This is a genomic window from Longimicrobium sp. (assembly GCF_035474595.1).
GTDB lineage: Bacteria > Gemmatimonadota > Gemmatimonadetes > Longimicrobiales > Longimicrobiaceae > Longimicrobium.
Genome location: NZ_DATIND010000080.1, coordinates 151,664 through 167,204, shown reverse-complemented (window position 1 = coordinate 167,204; position 15,541 = coordinate 151,664). Strand labels below are relative to the sequence as shown.

Below are 15,541 nucleotides of genomic sequence, written 5' to 3'. Positions count from 1 at the left end.
ATTCGCGCTGGAAGGGTACCATGCCGGGTCTGCCGCGAATTCGTTCATCCGACGGGAAGCAGGAGTGATGCAGATCGGCGGGCGATCCGGAGATCCGGATCGCCCGCCGATTTTCCATCCCCCTGCCCTGCCGCTGGTTACCGGCTGCCGGAGGTGCTGCCCATGATGAAGGTGCCGACCTTGTGGAAGGGCACGTTGCGCAGGCCGATGGGAGTGCGCACGTCCACCGTGCCCTCGGCGCGGTAGTCCACGCGGCCGTAGTCCATCAGCCCGCGCCCGGCGCCGGCCAGCTGCCCGAAGCTGAACGACACGGGAATGCCGAAGGTGCGCGTCTGCCCGGCGCGCACGGTCAGCGTGTCGCCGTAGGTGCCCTCGGCGAAGCGCGTCCAGGCGCTGTCGCCGGAGGTGGTCGAGCCGGCCTTGCGCAGGAACAGCTGGTAGCGCAGGTCCTGCGCGCGCAGGGTGAAGCGGTTGGGGTTGTGCACGCGGATGTTGGCCACCAGCGTGCCGCCCGCCAGCCCGATGCTTCCCAGCGTCACGCCCTCGAGCTCGATGTCCGGGCGCTGCACCGTGCCGCTGCACGCCGAAACCGCCAGGGCCGCCGCGGTCAGCGCGGCCGTCATCTTCAGTCGCATGGGTCTCGCTCCATCTGGTGTTGCGTCAGCTGCCGCCGGACGCCGCGCCCGGCACAGGCCCACCCTGCCTTGCGACAGCCGTGCCGCCGCGCGGGCGATCCGCATCCACCCGCGAAATGTCCAGCACCGACGCGGTAAGATACGGCCCGGTCGGGAGATGGTTCCGCCTCCGTGAAGGGCCAGCATGTCCACGCCGATGTGTCGTCGGCGTCGCCGCATGGGGACGGAGGGCTCTCACAGGGGGCACATGAGGTCACGGAAGGCGATCTCCACTTTTCGGCTTTTCCTCTGTGTCCTCTGTGCCCTCCGTGAGAGTCAGGAAGGTCGAGTCGGGAGAACGAGAGACGGCGCGCGGCGCCACGCCTCCCAATCGCCACCCTCCAGCAGGCGCGATTGGGATTGAGGGGTGAGGAGGATGCCGCGGTCGCACCAGCCGGCCAGGAAATCGAGGTCGTGGCTGGAGATGAGGACCGCCGCGCCCTCCGCCCGCCGCGCGTCCAGCTCGGCGACCAGGCGCCCGGCGGAGGTGCGGTCGAGGCCGTTCAGCGCCTCGTCCAGCACGATCATCCGCGGGCGGTGCAGGAGCGCGGCGGCGATCGCGGTCTTTCGCCCCATCCCCTGCGACAGCTCGCGGCAGAGGGCGGCCTCCGCGCCCGCGAGCCCCAGCATCGTCAGCAGGCGCGCCGTTTCCGCGGCGGACTCCGCATCGTCCAGCCCGCGCGCGGCGGCCACGAAGCGCAGCAGCTCGGCCACGCTCAGCTCGGGGTAGAGAAAGGGCTGCTCGGGGACGTAGCCCATGCACGCCGCGGCCGCACTCGCGTCGGCGAACGGGTCGGCGCCGCAGATGCGCACCGTCCCGGCGTTCGGCAGGCGGTCGGCGGTGATGCAGCCGATGAGCGTGCTCTTTCCCGCGCCGTTGGGGCCTACGAGCGCCACCGCCTCACCGGCGCGGACGTCGAACGACACGCCGTCCAGCACCACGTGGCGGCGATACGCCTTGCGCACCCTGCGCACTTCCAGCGGATGGACGTCCATCGTCATCGCCCCGCCGCGGCGACGGAGGCAGTGGAGGCGACCAGCGCGACGGCGGCCGCCGCGCCCAGCCACATCCATCCCCCGCTCCCGCCGATCGCAATGGCCCACCCCAGCGCCAGCGGGAGCGCGACGGCCAGCGCCAGCCCGAACGACGCCGCCCAGCGGCCCACGACGCGGTCCGCGGGGCGCAGGCCGAGCGCGCGGTCCATCCACCGCAGGCGCCCGCGCTCGGAGCGGCCGAGCGCGACCACGGCGGCGGCCTGCGCGGCCAGCAGCAGCCCGCACGCCAGCGTCACCCACGCGCGCACCTCGCCGTGCCCGCCCGCGCGCAGGAGCACCAGCGCGGAGACGATCGACGCGGGCCACGCCGCGCGCGACGCCCAGCGGTAGCGCCGGCCGATGACCACCGCGTCGCGCGCCCGCACCGACTGCGCGCGCCGCGGCAGCACGCGGGCGATGCCGCGGCCGACCACCAGTTCGCCGCCGCTGGCGTCCGGCGGCGGCGCGTACGCCAGCTCGCCCGCGTGCGGCGCGAACCGCGGCAGCGCCCGCGCGAACGCCCGCGTCGCCCAAGGCAACAGCGCGGCGGAGACGAGGGTGAGCGCGCCGATCCGCATCCACGCCGCACCCACCGGCGCGACCGCGACGCGCGCGGCGGCGGCGCCCGCCAGCAGCGGCCAGAGCGGCGCGTAGACGAGCGCGGCGGCCTTCGCCAGCTCCGGGTCCCACCCGATCAGCCCCGCGGCGGGCGACGGCCTGTCGCCCCGCGCCAGCTTTCCCGCCGCGCTCGCCTGCGCCAGCAGCGACGCCGCCCACGCCACCACCGCCGCCGCGAGGGCGATCGCGAGCGGCGGCAAGATGGGTTGACGGGTGGAGACGACGGGGATCATCAGCGCGAAGACGACGGCGAGCGCCAGGGCGAGCAGCCGCATCGCCCGCACGCCGAACAGCGCCCGCGCGGGGATGCCGAGGCGGCGCAGGAACGCGTCGTCCACCGCGCGGAAGAGGATAGGATACGCCTGCAGCGCGACCGGCGCGGCGACCAGCATCCCCAGCCCGATCGCCCCGTCCGCGGTGGAAACGTCCGGGCGCATCGCATCTCCCGCCACCCACAGCCCGCCCGCCGCGAGCGCGACGGGAAGGAGGATGCCGATCCACGCCGCCGGCCGCGGCTGCCGCAGCGCGTCCGACATCCGCCGCGCCTCCAGCCGCAGCAGCAGGCGGAGCGGGGACCGGGGATGCGCCGTCATCGCCGCCGCGGGCACGGGACGCGGTGCCCGTGGATGCGCGGCGCCGCGTCGAGGCCGGTGCCGATGCTGTAGAAGATCACGTCGCCGAAGAACTGGGCCATGCCGATCAGCGAATCGCCGCGGACGCGGAAGGTGTAGGTGAGGCCGCCGTACCCGTCCGTGCGGCTGATCCAGAGCAAGTCAGGCGGTGCGACGTCCCACGCGGTGCGCAGCCCCGGCTCCAGCGAATCGGCGTCCGGCGCCAGCGGCTCCACGCCGTGGTCACCGGGGGTGCCGAAGCCCATCGCCCTGAGCCGCGGCGTTCGCCCCCGCAGCAGCCGTACCGGCGCCGCGAAGAAGGCGCTGTCGAACGCCGTCGGGATCTCGCCCGTGATCGTCCAGCATCCCACGACATCGTCTACCGTGTACGCGCGCGTTGCCCGCGTCTCGGGCGGGCAGGGCTGCGCGTCCATCACCGCGTAGCGGTTGGCGCGCTGCGGAAACCAGCACGCCGCCCACCGCGGAAGATTCGTCCCCGCGCGATGGAGGTCGATCTCGTAGAACTGGATCCGCTCGGCCGGCTCCCGCGCGCACGCGGCGAGAAGCAGAAGCAGCAGCGGGAGATGGCGCGGCATTGGAACTCCGGGGCTGATGGAGATCGCTTCGACCTCCATCCAACGCGCGAGCCGAGCCCGATTCTGCCGCGGCAGCCCTGATACGAGTTCGGAGATCGATCGTGCAATCCGGAAGCGCACGTGCGACCTCGCTCATAGATCCTTCGGCCTGCAATCGCTCGTGCGGGACAACGACGGTGTGGCCGGCCTCAGGATGACGTCTCTCTCGACGCGCAGACGCCGTCGATCACGCCGATATGATGTCCGCGAAGGCGGCGCGAAGGCGGACAGTGTGCCGTTGTAGCCGCGACTTCAGTCGCATCTTTGCGCGCAACTACGGGTTCCCGCGCAGCGGCCTCACCCGCTGTCCCCCCGCTCCGCCATGCGCCGCGCGATCTCGGCCTCGAAGCCGCGATCGGTGGGCTCGTAGAAGCGCTCGTCCCTGATGACGTCCGGCAGGCACTGCAGGTCGACCACGCCGCCCTCGTAGTTGTGGGCGTACTTGTATCCCTCGCCGTATCCCCACTCCTTCATCAGCGAGGTGGGCGCGTTGCGGAGGTGGAGGGGGACGGGCGCGTCCGGGTGCTGGCGCGCCGCCTCGGCCGCGGCACCGCCGGCCAGGTACGCGCGGTTGGACTTGGGCGCGTTGGCCACGTACAGGATGGCGTTGTAGAGCGGGAGCAGCCCCTCGGGCACGCCCAGCCGCTCGAACGCCAGCATCGCCTGCACCGCCACGATGCCCGCCTGCGGATCGGCGAGGCCGACATCCTCGTACGCCGCGGCGACCAGGCGGCGGAAGAGCGTCTTTGGGTCTTCCCCGCTCTGCACCATCCGCATCGCCCAGTAGAGCGCCCCCGACCCGGAGCTGCTTCGGAGCGACTTGTGGAAGGCGCTCAGCATCTCGTAGCCCAGCGTGGTGTCGTACCGCGCCATGGGCTGCTGCAGCGCCTCGCGCACCGCGTCCGCCGTCACCGTCCCGCCTTTGCCGGCGAGGCGCGCGGCGATCTCCAGCCCGGTCAGCGCCTGGCGCGCGTCGCCGCCCGTGTTGCGCACCAGCACGTCCTCGGCCTCGGGCTCCATCTCCACCCGCCCGCCGAAGCCGCGCTCGGGGTCCTCCAGCGCGCGGCGCACCACGGCGCGCACGTCGTCCTCCGACAGCGGGTCCAGGACGAGGACGCGCGAGCGGGACAGGACGGCGGCGTTGATCTCGAAGCCGGGATGCTCCGTCGTCGCGCCCACCAGCGTCATCAGCCCCGACTCGATCCAGGGGAGGAGGAAGTCCTGCTGCCCCTTGTTCAGCCGGTGGATCTCGTCGATGAACAGCAGCGTGCGCCGCCCGCCGCGGCGCCGCGCCTCGGCCTCCTTCACCACCTCGCGCAGCCGGGGGACGCCCTCGCTGACGGCGTTGAAGGGAACGAAGGTCGATCCGCTCTCCGCGGCCACCATCCGCCCCAGCGTGGTTTTCCCGCTCCCCGGCGGCCCGTAGAGGATCAGGTTGGGGAGATGCCCGGCGGCGAGCAGCTTCCGCAGCGTTCCCTCGGGGCCCACCAGCGCCTGCTGCCCCACCATCTCGTCCAGCGTGTGCGGCCGCATCCGCTCCGCCAGCGGCGCGTCCGGCGACGCCGCCGCGGGAGGCGGATCGGCGGGCGGCGGGTCGTCGCGGCGGCGCGGCTCGGGCTCGCCGAAAAGGGACAGGTCGCTCAATGGACGATCCCCCGCAGCATCAGGAAGGTGAGGTAGAAGAGGAGCGCCCCCGCGCAGACGGCCAGCGCCGGCGCCAGCTTGCGCCCCTTCTGCACCTCGGGCACCAGGTTCGAGGCGGCGACGTAGATGGTCACGCCGGCGCTCAGCGCCAGCCCCTGCCGGGCGAGCGGCCCCACCGTCTCCGTCAGCAGCACGCCCAGCACGGTGGAGACGCCGAGCGCCGCGACCGCCGCCATCGCCCGCCCGCGCGAGTTGCCGCTGGCCAGCATGATCGAGGCGACGGTGACGCCCTCGGGGATCTTGTGGAGGACGATGGCGACGAAGACGAGCATCCCCAGCCACGACGCCACCTGGAAGCCGGCGGCGATGGCCACGCCGTCGAAGAAGGTGTGCAGCACCAGCCCCAGCAGCGCGGCGATGCCGACCCACGGGTTCACCATCTCGTGGGTATGCGTCTCCTCGCCGAAGTGGAAGTGCGGCGTCAGCGCGTGCTGGGTGATGTGGACGAGAAGGTAGCCGAGGAGGATTCCCATCCCCGCCCCCTCGCCGCCCGTGGCGATGGCCTCGGGGACCATGGCCAGGAAGGCCGTGGCCAGCATGAACCCCGCGCCGAAGGCGATGAGCAGGCGCTGCGCCTGCCGCCCGCCGCGCGAGTGGCCGGTGATGACGAGCCCGCCCAGGAGGTTGGCGCCCGCGGCGATCAATGCGTACAGCAGCGCAGCAGTCAACGGGGACGATTCCGATCCGGCGAAGAAGGAAAACCGCACGTTCCGCGCGACAAGTGACGCTCCGCGGGGGTGGATGTCAACGCCTTTGTGCGGGTTAGATGTCACCGCATCCGCGGGGCCCGACGTCGCGCTCTCTCCGGACCGCGCGCGGGATGTCGACGCCTCCGCGCGGCCTCCGCATCGCGCCCTCTCCGGCCGGCTTAGGCCGTCCACCTCTCCCGTACCGGGAGAGGTAGCTCGATGAGATCTGCGCGTTCGGAGCAGCATCGTACCCGCCTGGCTGGCCTCCTCCCCCGGCCCCTCCGCCCGCTCCGCAGGGGAGGGGAGAACTCACCGCGGGGGCGGCATCAGCGCGCATCGGGCAAGCCTGGCTGAATCGGGGACCGGGAGGCGCGCGGATGCCGGGCAGCCACCTCCTCCCGGAACGGGAGGGGGTCGCGCCCTCCGGCGCGGGGGGAGGGCGCGAGGCGTCAGAAACGCGCCGCAGGTCCGGCATGCCCGGTATCGCCATCGAAGCCAAGCGGCCCCTCCCCGATACCGGGGAAGGGCCGCTCGTCTCCATCTTACAATCTACCGGGCAGTTACGCCGTCGCACCCTGCGAGTAGTAGTCGTAGTAGTAGGTGTACCGTCCGTAGTCGGCCACCTTCTCGTCCGGGTCGTTCAGCACGGCGCCCACCACCCGCGCCCCGATGGCGCGCAGCTGCTGCACGGCGTACTGCGCGGGCTGGCGGTCGGTCTGGCCGGCGCGCACCACCATCAGCACCGCGTCGGTCTGCACGCCCAGGATCTCCGCGTCGGCGGCGGCCAGCACCGGCGGCGTGTCGACCACCACCAGGTCGTAGCGCGCCGACAGCTCGGCCATCACCGCGCGCATCCCCGCCCCGCCCAGCAGCTCGCTGATGTTGGGGACCAGCGTGCCCGCGGGAAGGATGTGCAGCCCCTCCACCGTGGTGGGCCGGATGGCCTCTTCCAGCGTGCCCTGGCGCGCCAGCACCTCGGTGAGGCCGGGAACGCGCCCGGTGCCGAAGAGCGAGTGCAGGCGGCTGCGGCGCATGTCGCAGTCCACCAGCAGCACGCGCATGTGCTGCTGCGCGAAGGTCACGGCCAGGTTCGCGCACACCGTGCTCTTCCCCTCGCCCGCGCCGGGGCTGGTGACCATCAGCGTGCGCAGCGGGTCGCCGCCGGTGGAGAAGATCAGGTGCGTGCGCAGCTTGCGGTACGCCTGCGAGCCGGCCGAGTGCAGGTCGGTGACCGTGATCAGCGCGTCGGCCGGGTCCGGCGCGCGCCGCACCAGCGCGTTGGCCATCGGCACCTTCAGCTTCTTCCTGAGCCCCGTGGCGCCGCTGGCGGCGATGCGGGGGACGATGGCCAGCACCGGCAGGTGCAGCAGCCCCTCCACCTCCTCGCGGCGCAGGAGCGAGGTGTTCAGGCGGTCCAGCAGCAGCGCGCCGCCGCACCCGATCATCAGCCCGATCAGCAGCGCGAAGAGCACGCGCTTCTTGCCACCGCGCGACATGGGGCCGGGGGGAAGGAGAGCCTGGTCCATGATCTCCACCTGCCCCGCCTCGACCGCCTCGTCGATGCGCGCCTTCTGCTGCTCGCGCAGCAGGTCGTCGGCCAGCGTCTGCAGCGTTTCCACCTGCCGCGCCAGCCGCTGCCCCTCGGCCTCGGCGTCGGGGAGCTGGGCAGCGCTGGCGGCGTCGGAGGCCATCAGGCCGTCCATCACCCGGAGCTGCGCGGCCAGCGCGGTGCCGCGCGCCTGCACCGCGCTGGAGAGCCGCGAGTGCGAGGTGTTGATGAGCGAGTCCAGCCGCTGCACGTCGGGGTTGGTGGTGGCGCGCGACCAGGGGCCGGTGGTCAGCGAGTCGCGCACCGTCTGGTAGCGCAGCATCTGCTGGTACAGCGAAACCAGGCCGCCGTTCGACGCCACCTGCGGGCTGGCCGCCAGCGCCGCCATCTCGTCGCCGCCGCGGCCGCCGGTGCCCAGCGCCTGCGCCATCTGGTCGTAGATGCGCTGCTCCTGCGCCAGCTGCTCGCGCTGGATGCGCAGGTTGGCCAGGCCGTCCTGCGTGGCCTTGAAGCGCTCCTGCGGGCTGAAGGCGTTCACGCTCTTGCGGAACGAGCTCAGCTGCATCTGCGCCGTCATCAGCAGCGAGTCGGTGCTGCGCAGCTGCTCGTGAATGAACTGCGCGCGCCGCCGCGAGGCCTGCTGCGCGCTCTGGGCGTTCAGGTACTGGAACGATGCGGCGCTGGCGTCGGCCACGCGCTTGGCCAGCGTGCGGTCGTACGCCAGGTAGGCGATGTCGATGACGTTGGTGAGCTGGCGCGGGTTCGCCTGCACGCCGTTCAGCACCATGTTGATGGCCTCGTCGCGCGAGACCACGGCGAAGCGCGCCTGGGCGAAGGCGGGGCGGCGCGCGAAGGTGGCGGTCACCCCCGGCAGCTGCAGCGGCTGGCGATAGGGCCCGCGCGCGGTGACGCCGCTCAGCGTGGCGACGACCTCGCGGGCGCCGAAGCGCACGGCCATGGTGTCGCCCTCCTGCGCCGCCGAGTTCACGGCCACGGGGCCCAGCACGGCATACGGGAAATCGGGCATCTCGGGGTGCAGCCTGAGCCCCAGCGAGTCCACCACCATCCCGGCCACGGCGCGGCTGCGCAGCACCTGGATCTGGGAAAGGATGGGGTCGGTGTAGTAGCCGGGGAGCTGGTCGGCGTTGCCGCCGGCGGCGGTGGCCGACAGGTCGCCCGACATCTTCACCGACGGGTCGCGCAGCCGCACCGAGGTGCTGGCCATGAACATCGGCAGCTCCTTCGACACGCGCCACACGGCCAGCCCCACCGACAGCACCACGGCGGCGGCCACCAGCCACCAGTAGCGGCGGACGGCGTTCAGGTAGTCGCGCAGCGGAATGCCGTCGCGCTCCTCCTCGGCCTGCGGGGTCAGCGACGACCGCAGCACGGGGTCGCGCACGGGGCGCTCGGCCAGCTGCTTCACGTGTGTTTCGATGGGGCTCAGCTCGGACACGGTGTCACCGGGTGCGAAGCGGGAGACTGCGGAAATCCGGCCGCGGACGCGGCGGGTTCATTCCAGCGAGATGGCATCGTAGAGGGGCCCACCCTGCCGGCGGCGGGCGATATGGATGCAGAACACGTTGAAAGATAACGACTTATCGCGATTTTGTGAATCCGGTGGGATGTGGACGCGGGATGGGACGGACGAAGTGCCAAGTCCTGAGTCCCAAGTCCTAAGTGGTTGCGAGCAAGGACTCTGCGCGAGGGGAGACATCCTGCCCGCTTGGCTGGCCCCCTCCCCGGCCCCCTCCCCCAAAACTGCCTGGGGGAGGGGGAGACCTCATCGCGAGGAGAGGCTTCGGTTTGGAGAGGAGGCGCCCTGCCCGCCTGGCTGGCCCCTCCCCCGGCCCCTCCGCCCGCTCCGCGGGGGAGGGGAGAACTCAGCTCAACACTACCTTCGGCTCACCGGCCCCAAAGCCAGGCGGCAGTCCCGCAGGGACTTTGTGCTGTTGTTGCCCGCCAATTTCATTGGCGGGTCGCCGCAGCATTCAGCATTCAGCACTCAGCACTCAGCACTCAGCACTCAGCACTCAGCACTCAGCACTCAGCACTCAGCACTCAGCACTCAGCACTCAGCACTCAGCACTCAGCACTCCCTTTCAGTCCTTGAGATACCACTCGATCGTCCGCTCCAGCCCCTCGCGGACGTTCACGTGCGCGCGGAAGCCGAAGAGGGAAAGCGCCTTCGAGGTGTCCAGGCAGCGGCGCGGCTGGCCGTCGGGCTTGCCGGTGTCGTAGGCGAAGCGCCCCCGGAAGCCCACGATGTCGGCGATCAGCTGGGCGACTTCGGAGATGCGGATCTCCAGCCCGATCCCCACGTTCACCGGGTCGGCGTCGTCGTAGTGCTCGGCGGCCAGCAGCAGGGCGCGCGCGCAGTCCTCCACGTACAGGAACTCGCGCGAGGCCTGCCCCGTGCCCCAGATCACCAGCTCGTCCGCGCCCGTCCGCTTGGCCTCGACCACGCGGCGGATCAGCGCCGGGATGACGTGGCTGGTCTCGGGGTCGAAGTTGTCGCGCGGGCCGTACAGGTTGGTGGGGAGCAGGTAGATGCCGTTCAGCCCGTACTCCTGCCGGTACGCCGTGAGCTGCACGTGCAGCGCCTTCTTGGCGATCCCGTACGGCGCGTTGGTCTCTTCCGGGTAGCCGATCCAGAAGTCCTCCTCGCGGAAGGGCACCGGCGTGTACTTGGGGTACGCGCACACGGTGCCCACCTGGACGAACTTCTCCACCCCGCGCAGCCGCGCCTCCTCGATCAGCTGCGCGCCCATCATGATGTTGTTGTAGAAGAAGCGCCCCGGGTGCGCGCGGTTGGCCCCGATCCCCCCCACCTCGGCGGCCAGGTGCAGCACCACGTCGGGGCGGGATTCCTCCATCACCCGCTCCACGTTGCGGTGCTCGGTCAGGTCGTACTCGGCGCGGCGGGGAACGAAGACCTCAGCGGCGCCCAGGCGGCGCAGCAGCTCCACCACGTGCGAGCCCAGGAAGCCGGTGCCGCCGGTGACCAGCACCCGGCGCGTGCGCCAGAACTCGGGAGAAAGCTCGCGCTCCGGGTGTGTCCCGGGGGCGAGCGGGGCCTGCTCACTCATGCGTTGTCGTCAGGGAAATGTACGGCGGAAGGAACCGCTTGCCACGGAATGATAAAGCTCCACGGTCCGCCGGGCCATGCCCCCGGCCGAGAGCTCGCCGGCCACCCGCGCCCGCCCCGCGGCGCCCATCCGCCCGCGCAGCGGCGCGTCGTCCAGCAGCCGGGTGACCGCATCGCCCAGCGCGTCCGCGTCGGCGGGGGGGACGGTGAGGCCGGTGACGCCGTGCGGCGAGACGAAAGGGACGCCGCTGTCGAGCGCGGTGTTCACCACCGGGACCCCGCAGGCCATTGCCTCCATCTGCACCAGCCCGAACGCCTCGCTGCGGGCCACGCTGGGGAGCGCGAACACGCCGGCGGCGTGGTAGTACGGACGCAGGTCCGGCACGGCGCCGAGCAGCGTCACCTTTCCCGCGACGCCTTCCTCCGCCGCCAGCCGCTCCAGCTCGCCGCGCAGCGGGCCCGCGCCGGCGATCAGGAGGCGCGCGTCCACCCGCTTCATGGCGCGCACAAGGTACGCAAAACCCTTGTAGTAGACCAGCCTTCCCGCGGCGAAGACGATGCGCTCTCCGAACCTGGCGCGGATCGCCCGCACCTCGTCCGCGTCCACCCGCTGCAGCGCGTCCACGTCGATGCCGAAGGGGATGGTCGTCACCCGCTCCGCGTGGCGGCGGAGGACGGGGGAGCTGGCCGCGTAGTCCGGCGAGGTGGCGATGATCGCGTCCGCGCGGCGGAGGAAGCGGTGCAGGATGGGCGAGAAGAGCGGCCCCAGCACGCGCTGGCGCACGATGTCGCTGTGGTAGGTGACCACGAGCTTCCCGCGCGGCCGCGCCGCCAGGTACGACAGCACGGCGGTGGGATTGGGATGATGGAAGTGGACGATGTCCGCGTCAGCGCGCCGGATCTCCCGCGCCATCCCCGGATTGAACGACGCCGACGCGAGCGTCAGCCTCGTCCCGATGCGGGTGACGGGGATGCCGCCCCGCACCTCGCGCGTGGTCGCCGCATCGTCCGCGCTGACGAGCACGGAGAGGTCCACGTCCGCCTGCGTCATCCGGCAGAGCAGCTCCAGGTGCGTTTCCATTCCCCCCTGGTGCGGCGGATAGAACTTGCCCACGTGCAGCACCTTCAATCGCCGCTCGGTCATCGCGCGCACATCCCGGTGGGGAAGTCACCCATGCGCGGCCAGGCCGCCCCCCGGCGGCTGAAGCCGCGGCAACAACGACGGGAAGCCTCGCAAACCGCGCGAGGCTGTTCGGCTCGGGGACGGAATCCAGCTCGCGAAGGACAGTCCCGTGCATCTTCCGCGATCGCGAGCGGCACGGGACGACGACGCGGGGCGGGCGGAGGAAGGATCGTCTCCATCACCCTTCCCTCATCCCCAGCACCTGGCGGTAGACGGCCAGCACGCCGCGGGCGTACGACTCCAGCGAGAAGGCGTCGGCGCGCTCCAGGGCGGCCTCGCGGCGGCCGGCCCACTGGCGCCGGTCGCCGCGGTCGAGGATCAGCCGGTCCACGGTCTCCACCCACGCCTGCAGGTCGCGCACGGGAACGTACGTCACCGCCTCGCCGCCGACCTCGCGGAAGACGCGCAGATCGCTGGCGACCACGGGCGTGCCGCACGCCATTGCCTCCACCACGGGCCAGCCGAAGCCCTCGCGCTTGCTCGTCGCCAGCATCGCCGCGGCGCGGCGGTAGACGGCGGCCAGGACCGGGCGGGAGATGAACGGCAGCTCGGCCACGCGGTCGAGCGGAATTCCCAGCTCCCCGCACAGCTCCCGCTGCTCCGCGCTCAGCCGCCCGCCCACGCGCACCAGCCGCAGCGCGGGATGCCGCTCGCGCAGCGCCGCGAAGATGCGCAGCAGGAACTCCAGCCGCTTGCGCGGAACGTTGATCCCCACGTGCAGCAGGTCGATGGCCGACCCATCCGCCGGGCCCAGCAGCCGCGCGGCCTCGGCATCGGCGGCGGAGTCGGGGTCGGGCGCGAAGTCGGGGTGCACGGGGAGGGGAACGACGGTGAGGCGCTGGGGATCGGCCAGCCCGAGCTCCACCAGCTGGTCGCGGACCGCGCCGGTGTCGCAGATGACGTGCGCCGCGTGGCCCAGCCCCGCCATCACCCGCTTCATCGTCGCCCGGAACCACCACGGCCGCGCCTCGCGCTCCGGGCCGACCAGCGAGCGGAAGGCGTCCAGGTCGTGGCAGGTGACGACGACGGGCTTGTTCGGGAGATGATCGACCAGGTGCGCGTAGCTGTGGTCGATGACGTGGAAGATGCGGAAATCCCGCGCGCGCCGGCGGAGCCACCGCGGATACGCCACGTAGCGGCCGAGATAGCGGTCCACGTTGCTGGCGGATGCCTCCGCCGGACCGAAGCGGCCGCGGATGCGGGGCATCGCGGGGCGCAGGATCTCCGGGTCGAAGGCGCCGCCGCCGTACCGGTCGATCCCCATCTCCGTGAGCTCCGCCGCCAGGTCCATGCTGGGCCAGCGCTCCTCCACGAAGTCGGCCACGATCCCCACGCGCACCGGCTTGCGGCGCGGCGCGGCGACCGGCCGGGGCGCGGGCGCTACTTCGGCGAGAGTACGAACCATGCCTGGCTGTTCAGGAGCGGGCCCAGGAGCGGCACGGGGGAGAAGAGGGTGCGGCGGACGGTGAAGTCGCGCGCCAGCCGCCGCCGCAGCGCGCGCCAGTTGAACCCCTTGTGGCCGTGGTACACGTTCGCCTCGCCGGAGGCGAAGCTGGACGCGTAGACGGGGCGCTGGATGCCGGTGCCGCCGCCCGCGAACACCATCGCCGCCAGCTCGCGCGGGGTGTACGTCTCGCGCTCGCGGTAGCCCTCCAGCCCGCGGCGGGCGGCGAGCGCGCGGTACATCTGCTTGCCGACGAGCGCGGGCCCCGTCTCCACGGGGACGGAGATGACGACGGTGCCGTCCCTCGCCACCAGCCGGCGCAGATCGGCCAGGACGCGGTCCGCCGTCTCGGCGGTGCAGTGCTCCAGCACCTCCATGCAGACCGCGACGCCGAAGCCCCCGTCCGGCTCGCCGTCGAGCGCGGAGGTGTGGACGAAGCGCAGGCCCTCGTCCCCCGCGAAGCGCGCGGCGGCCTCGGCGGCCAGGGCGGCGTCCACCTCGGCGCCGACGGCCGCGGGGAAGAGGTCGCGCACCATCGACAGGAAGGTGCCGTCGCCGCAGCCGTAGTCCAGCAGGCGGGCGCCGGCGTGCGGGGCCACCAGCTCGCGGGCCACGCGGAAGCGCGAGCCGTGGCTCCAGCGCAGCAGCCGGAACCCGCCGAAGAGCTGGCGGCGGGCATACGCGCCTTCGCGGACCCGTTCGTCGGTGCTCATCGTCCGAACCGCGATCTCACGCGGAGACGCGGAGACGCAGAGAACTCAACGTTTCGATTCATTTCTCTGCGTCTCCGCGTCTCCGCGTGAGATTTCGGTCGAGGATGGCGTCGAAGAAATCGAGGTGCCGGCGCGCGACGACGGGGAGCGCGAACTCCGTGCGCACGCGCTCCAGTCCGCGCGCCGCCGCCTCCGCGCGGGCGGCGGGATCGGCGGTCCAGCGGCGGATGGCGGTGCGCAGCGCGTCCGCATCTCCCTCGCGGACGACGGCGCCCGCGTCGCCGATCACGTGCGGGATCTCGCCGCTGTTGCTGCCGATGACGGGGACGCCCGACGCCATCGCCTCGGCCAGCATCCGCCCGAACTGCTCGCGCCAGCGCGGCGTGGTCAGGCTCGGCGCCACCAGCAGGTCCATCGCGGCGAGATGCTCCGGCACCGCGTCGTGGGGGATGCCGGTGACGATGCGCACCGCGTCCCCGCGCGCCGCGGCCCAATCGCGCAGCTCGCCCTCCATCTCCCCGCCGCCGACCAGCATCGCCCGGGCGCCGCCAAGCCCGTCGAGCGCCCGCATCAGCACGCGCAGCCCCTTCGGCTCGATGAAGCGGCCGAGGTAGCCCACGACGGGCGGCCCATCTCCCGCCCACCCCAGCCGTTCGCGGACGCGGCGGCGCGCCTCGGGATCGGGGCGGAAGCGCGCCGCGTCGACGCCGGGGGGGATGACGGCGTGCGGGCGGTCGCGATAGCCGGGGCGGCCCTGCAGCGTCTCCTCCACCGTCCGCCCGAAGGCGATCCAGCCGTCGGCGCGGCGCATCACCCGGCGCTCCAGCTGCGCGAAGGGCGGCGGGTAGCGCTTGGGGAGATTCTGGAACGTCGCGCAGACCAGCGCCGCATCGCGCCCGACGGATCGCGCGACCTGCGCGGCGGAAAGGACGTACGGCTCCTCCCAGCAGTGCACCACGTCCCAGCGCTCGCGCAGGATGGGGCGCAGCTCGCGGCCGTAGCGCATCAGGTGCGGCCGCCGCGCGAAGCGCACGGGGATGCCGAGGGTGCGGCACGCCTCGCCCGGGATCGGCTCCAGCTCGACGTCGCGCAGATCGCCCGGGTAGCGCGCGGGCGCGACGCACGTGACCTCCCACTCGCCCGCGCCCGCGACGGCCATCTCGTGCGCCAGCCGCCGGTTCATCGCCACCACGTAGCTGTGGCCGATGGTGAGCAGGCGCTTCATCCGGCCGCCCCGATGCGTGCGCGACCGACGAAAGCGCCACGAGGCCGGCGCAAAACACAGAAACCGGACCAAAGAAAAGCGACGTCATCCTGAGGCCGACCGCACCCAAACCCGCCGCCGCCCCAGACTATGCAGGCCGAAGGATCTATAGCATGCCCCGCACGTCCGCATTCGAAGCGCGCGGATTCGCCAGGCACCGCCGAGAAGCGTAGATGCGCTCCGAAAGCTGACGTGCACGACCGGCTATAGATCCTTCGGCCTGCATGCTTTTGGTCACGCTGAAGGTACGGTGTGGCCGGCCTCAGGATGACGTCGTTCTGGTGTTCGCGCGTAAAACTCAGGTCGTGCTCGGCCGCTCGGGCGAACTCAACGT

The 15,541-nt window shown here is 72.3% G+C and carries 12 protein-coding genes; all 12 read right to left on the bottom strand.

Annotated elements, in window-relative coordinates:
- Positions 1-137: 137 nt before the first annotated feature.
- The 12 genes from VLK66_RS14065 to VLK66_RS14010 all read right to left on the bottom strand — a co-directional run bounded on the left by VLK66_RS14065 (position 138) and on the right by VLK66_RS14010 (position 15,168).
- Positions 138-635 carry an LEA type 2 family protein gene (locus tag VLK66_RS14065; RefSeq protein ID WP_325310066.1) on the bottom strand — a complete coding sequence of 166 codons (498 nt, stop codon included), beginning with the start codon at positions 633-635 and terminating at the stop codon, positions 138-140.
- Positions 636-950: 315 nt separating this feature from the next.
- Positions 951-1,676: an ABC transporter ATP-binding protein gene (locus VLK66_RS14060; protein WP_325310065.1), complete on the bottom strand. Its 726-nt coding sequence runs from the start codon at positions 1,674-1,676 to the stop codon at positions 951-953.
- Positions 1,673-2,920, bottom strand: a complete 1,248-nt coding sequence (locus tag VLK66_RS14055) for a hypothetical protein (RefSeq protein ID WP_325310064.1) — start codon at positions 2,918-2,920, stop codon at positions 1,673-1,675. The genes VLK66_RS14060 and VLK66_RS14055 overlap by 4 nt, the downstream gene beginning before the upstream one ends.
- Positions 2,917-3,534 (bottom strand): hypothetical protein, encoded by a 618-nt coding sequence (locus VLK66_RS14050; RefSeq protein ID WP_325310063.1) that lies wholly within the window; start codon positions 3,532-3,534, stop codon positions 2,917-2,919. Before VLK66_RS14050 ends, VLK66_RS14055 begins: the two co-directional genes overlap by 4 nt.
- Positions 3,535-3,870: 336 nt before the next feature.
- Positions 3,871-5,217 (bottom strand): replication-associated recombination protein A, encoded by a 1,347-nt coding sequence (locus tag VLK66_RS14045; RefSeq protein ID WP_325310062.1) that lies wholly within the window; start codon positions 5,215-5,217, stop codon positions 3,871-3,873.
- Complete coding sequence (locus VLK66_RS14040) at positions 5,214-5,945, bottom strand: ZIP family metal transporter (RefSeq protein WP_325310061.1); 732 nt, start codon at positions 5,943-5,945, stop codon at positions 5,214-5,216. The genes VLK66_RS14045 and VLK66_RS14040 overlap by 4 nt, the downstream gene beginning before the upstream one ends.
- A gap of 581 nt (positions 5,946-6,526) precedes the next feature.
- Positions 6,527-8,971 (bottom strand): polysaccharide biosynthesis tyrosine autokinase, encoded by a 2,445-nt coding sequence (locus VLK66_RS14035; protein WP_325310060.1) that lies wholly within the window; start codon positions 8,969-8,971, stop codon positions 6,527-6,529.
- A gap of 646 nt (positions 8,972-9,617) precedes the next feature.
- Positions 9,618-10,604 (bottom strand): GDP-L-fucose synthase, encoded by a 987-nt coding sequence (locus tag VLK66_RS14030; RefSeq protein WP_325310059.1) that lies wholly within the window; start codon positions 10,602-10,604, stop codon positions 9,618-9,620.
- Positions 10,605-10,613: 9 nt separating this feature from the next.
- On the bottom strand, positions 10,614-11,747 hold the full coding sequence (locus tag VLK66_RS14025) for a glycosyltransferase (RefSeq protein ID WP_325310058.1): 1,134 nt from the start codon (positions 11,745-11,747) through the stop codon (positions 10,614-10,616).
- A gap of 217 nt (positions 11,748-11,964) precedes the next feature.
- Positions 11,965-13,191 (bottom strand): glycosyltransferase family 1 protein, encoded by a 1,227-nt coding sequence (locus tag VLK66_RS14020; RefSeq protein ID WP_325310057.1) that lies wholly within the window; start codon positions 13,189-13,191, stop codon positions 11,965-11,967.
- On the bottom strand, positions 13,167-13,943 hold the full coding sequence (locus tag VLK66_RS14015; RefSeq protein WP_325310056.1) for a class I SAM-dependent methyltransferase: 777 nt from the start codon (positions 13,941-13,943) through the stop codon (positions 13,167-13,169). Before VLK66_RS14015 ends, VLK66_RS14020 begins: the two co-directional genes overlap by 25 nt.
- A 58-nt stretch (positions 13,944-14,001) precedes the next feature.
- Positions 14,002-15,168, bottom strand: coding sequence for a glycosyltransferase family 4 protein (locus tag VLK66_RS14010; protein ID WP_325310055.1), 1,167 nt, complete (start codon positions 15,166-15,168; stop codon positions 14,002-14,004).
- Positions 15,169-15,541 lie beyond the last annotated feature (373 nt).

What these genes read in the sequence shown, in the direction of transcription:
- VLK66_RS14020 (WP_325310057.1), bottom strand. Translation starts at nt 13,191, where the DNA reads ATGGTTCGTACTCTCGCCGAAGTAGCGCCCGCGCCCCGGCCGGTCGCC.
- VLK66_RS14025 (WP_325310058.1), bottom strand. Translation starts at nt 11,747, where the DNA reads ATGACCGAGCGGCGATTGAAGGTGCTGCACGTGGGCAAGTTCTATCCG.
- VLK66_RS14050 (WP_325310063.1), bottom strand. Translation starts at nt 3,534, where the DNA reads ATGCCGCGCCATCTCCCGCTGCTGCTTCTGCTTCTCGCCGCGTGCGCG.
- VLK66_RS14010 (WP_325310055.1), bottom strand. Translation starts at nt 15,168, where the DNA reads ATGAAGCGCCTGCTCACCATCGGCCACAGCTACGTGGTGGCGATGAAC.
- VLK66_RS14060 (WP_325310065.1), bottom strand. Translation starts at nt 1,676, where the DNA reads ATGACGATGGACGTCCATCCGCTGGAAGTGCGCAGGGTGCGCAAGGCG.
- VLK66_RS14055 (WP_325310064.1), bottom strand. Translation starts at nt 2,920, where the DNA reads ATGACGGCGCATCCCCGGTCCCCGCTCCGCCTGCTGCTGCGGCTGGAG.
- VLK66_RS14065 (WP_325310066.1), bottom strand. Translation starts at nt 635, where the DNA reads ATGCGACTGAAGATGACGGCCGCGCTGACCGCGGCGGCCCTGGCGGTT.
- VLK66_RS14015 (WP_325310056.1), bottom strand. Translation starts at nt 13,943, where the DNA reads ATGAGCACCGACGAACGGGTCCGCGAAGGCGCGTATGCCCGCCGCCAG.
- VLK66_RS14030 (WP_325310059.1), bottom strand. Translation starts at nt 10,604, where the DNA reads ATGAGTGAGCAGGCCCCGCTCGCCCCCGGGACACACCCGGAGCGCGAG.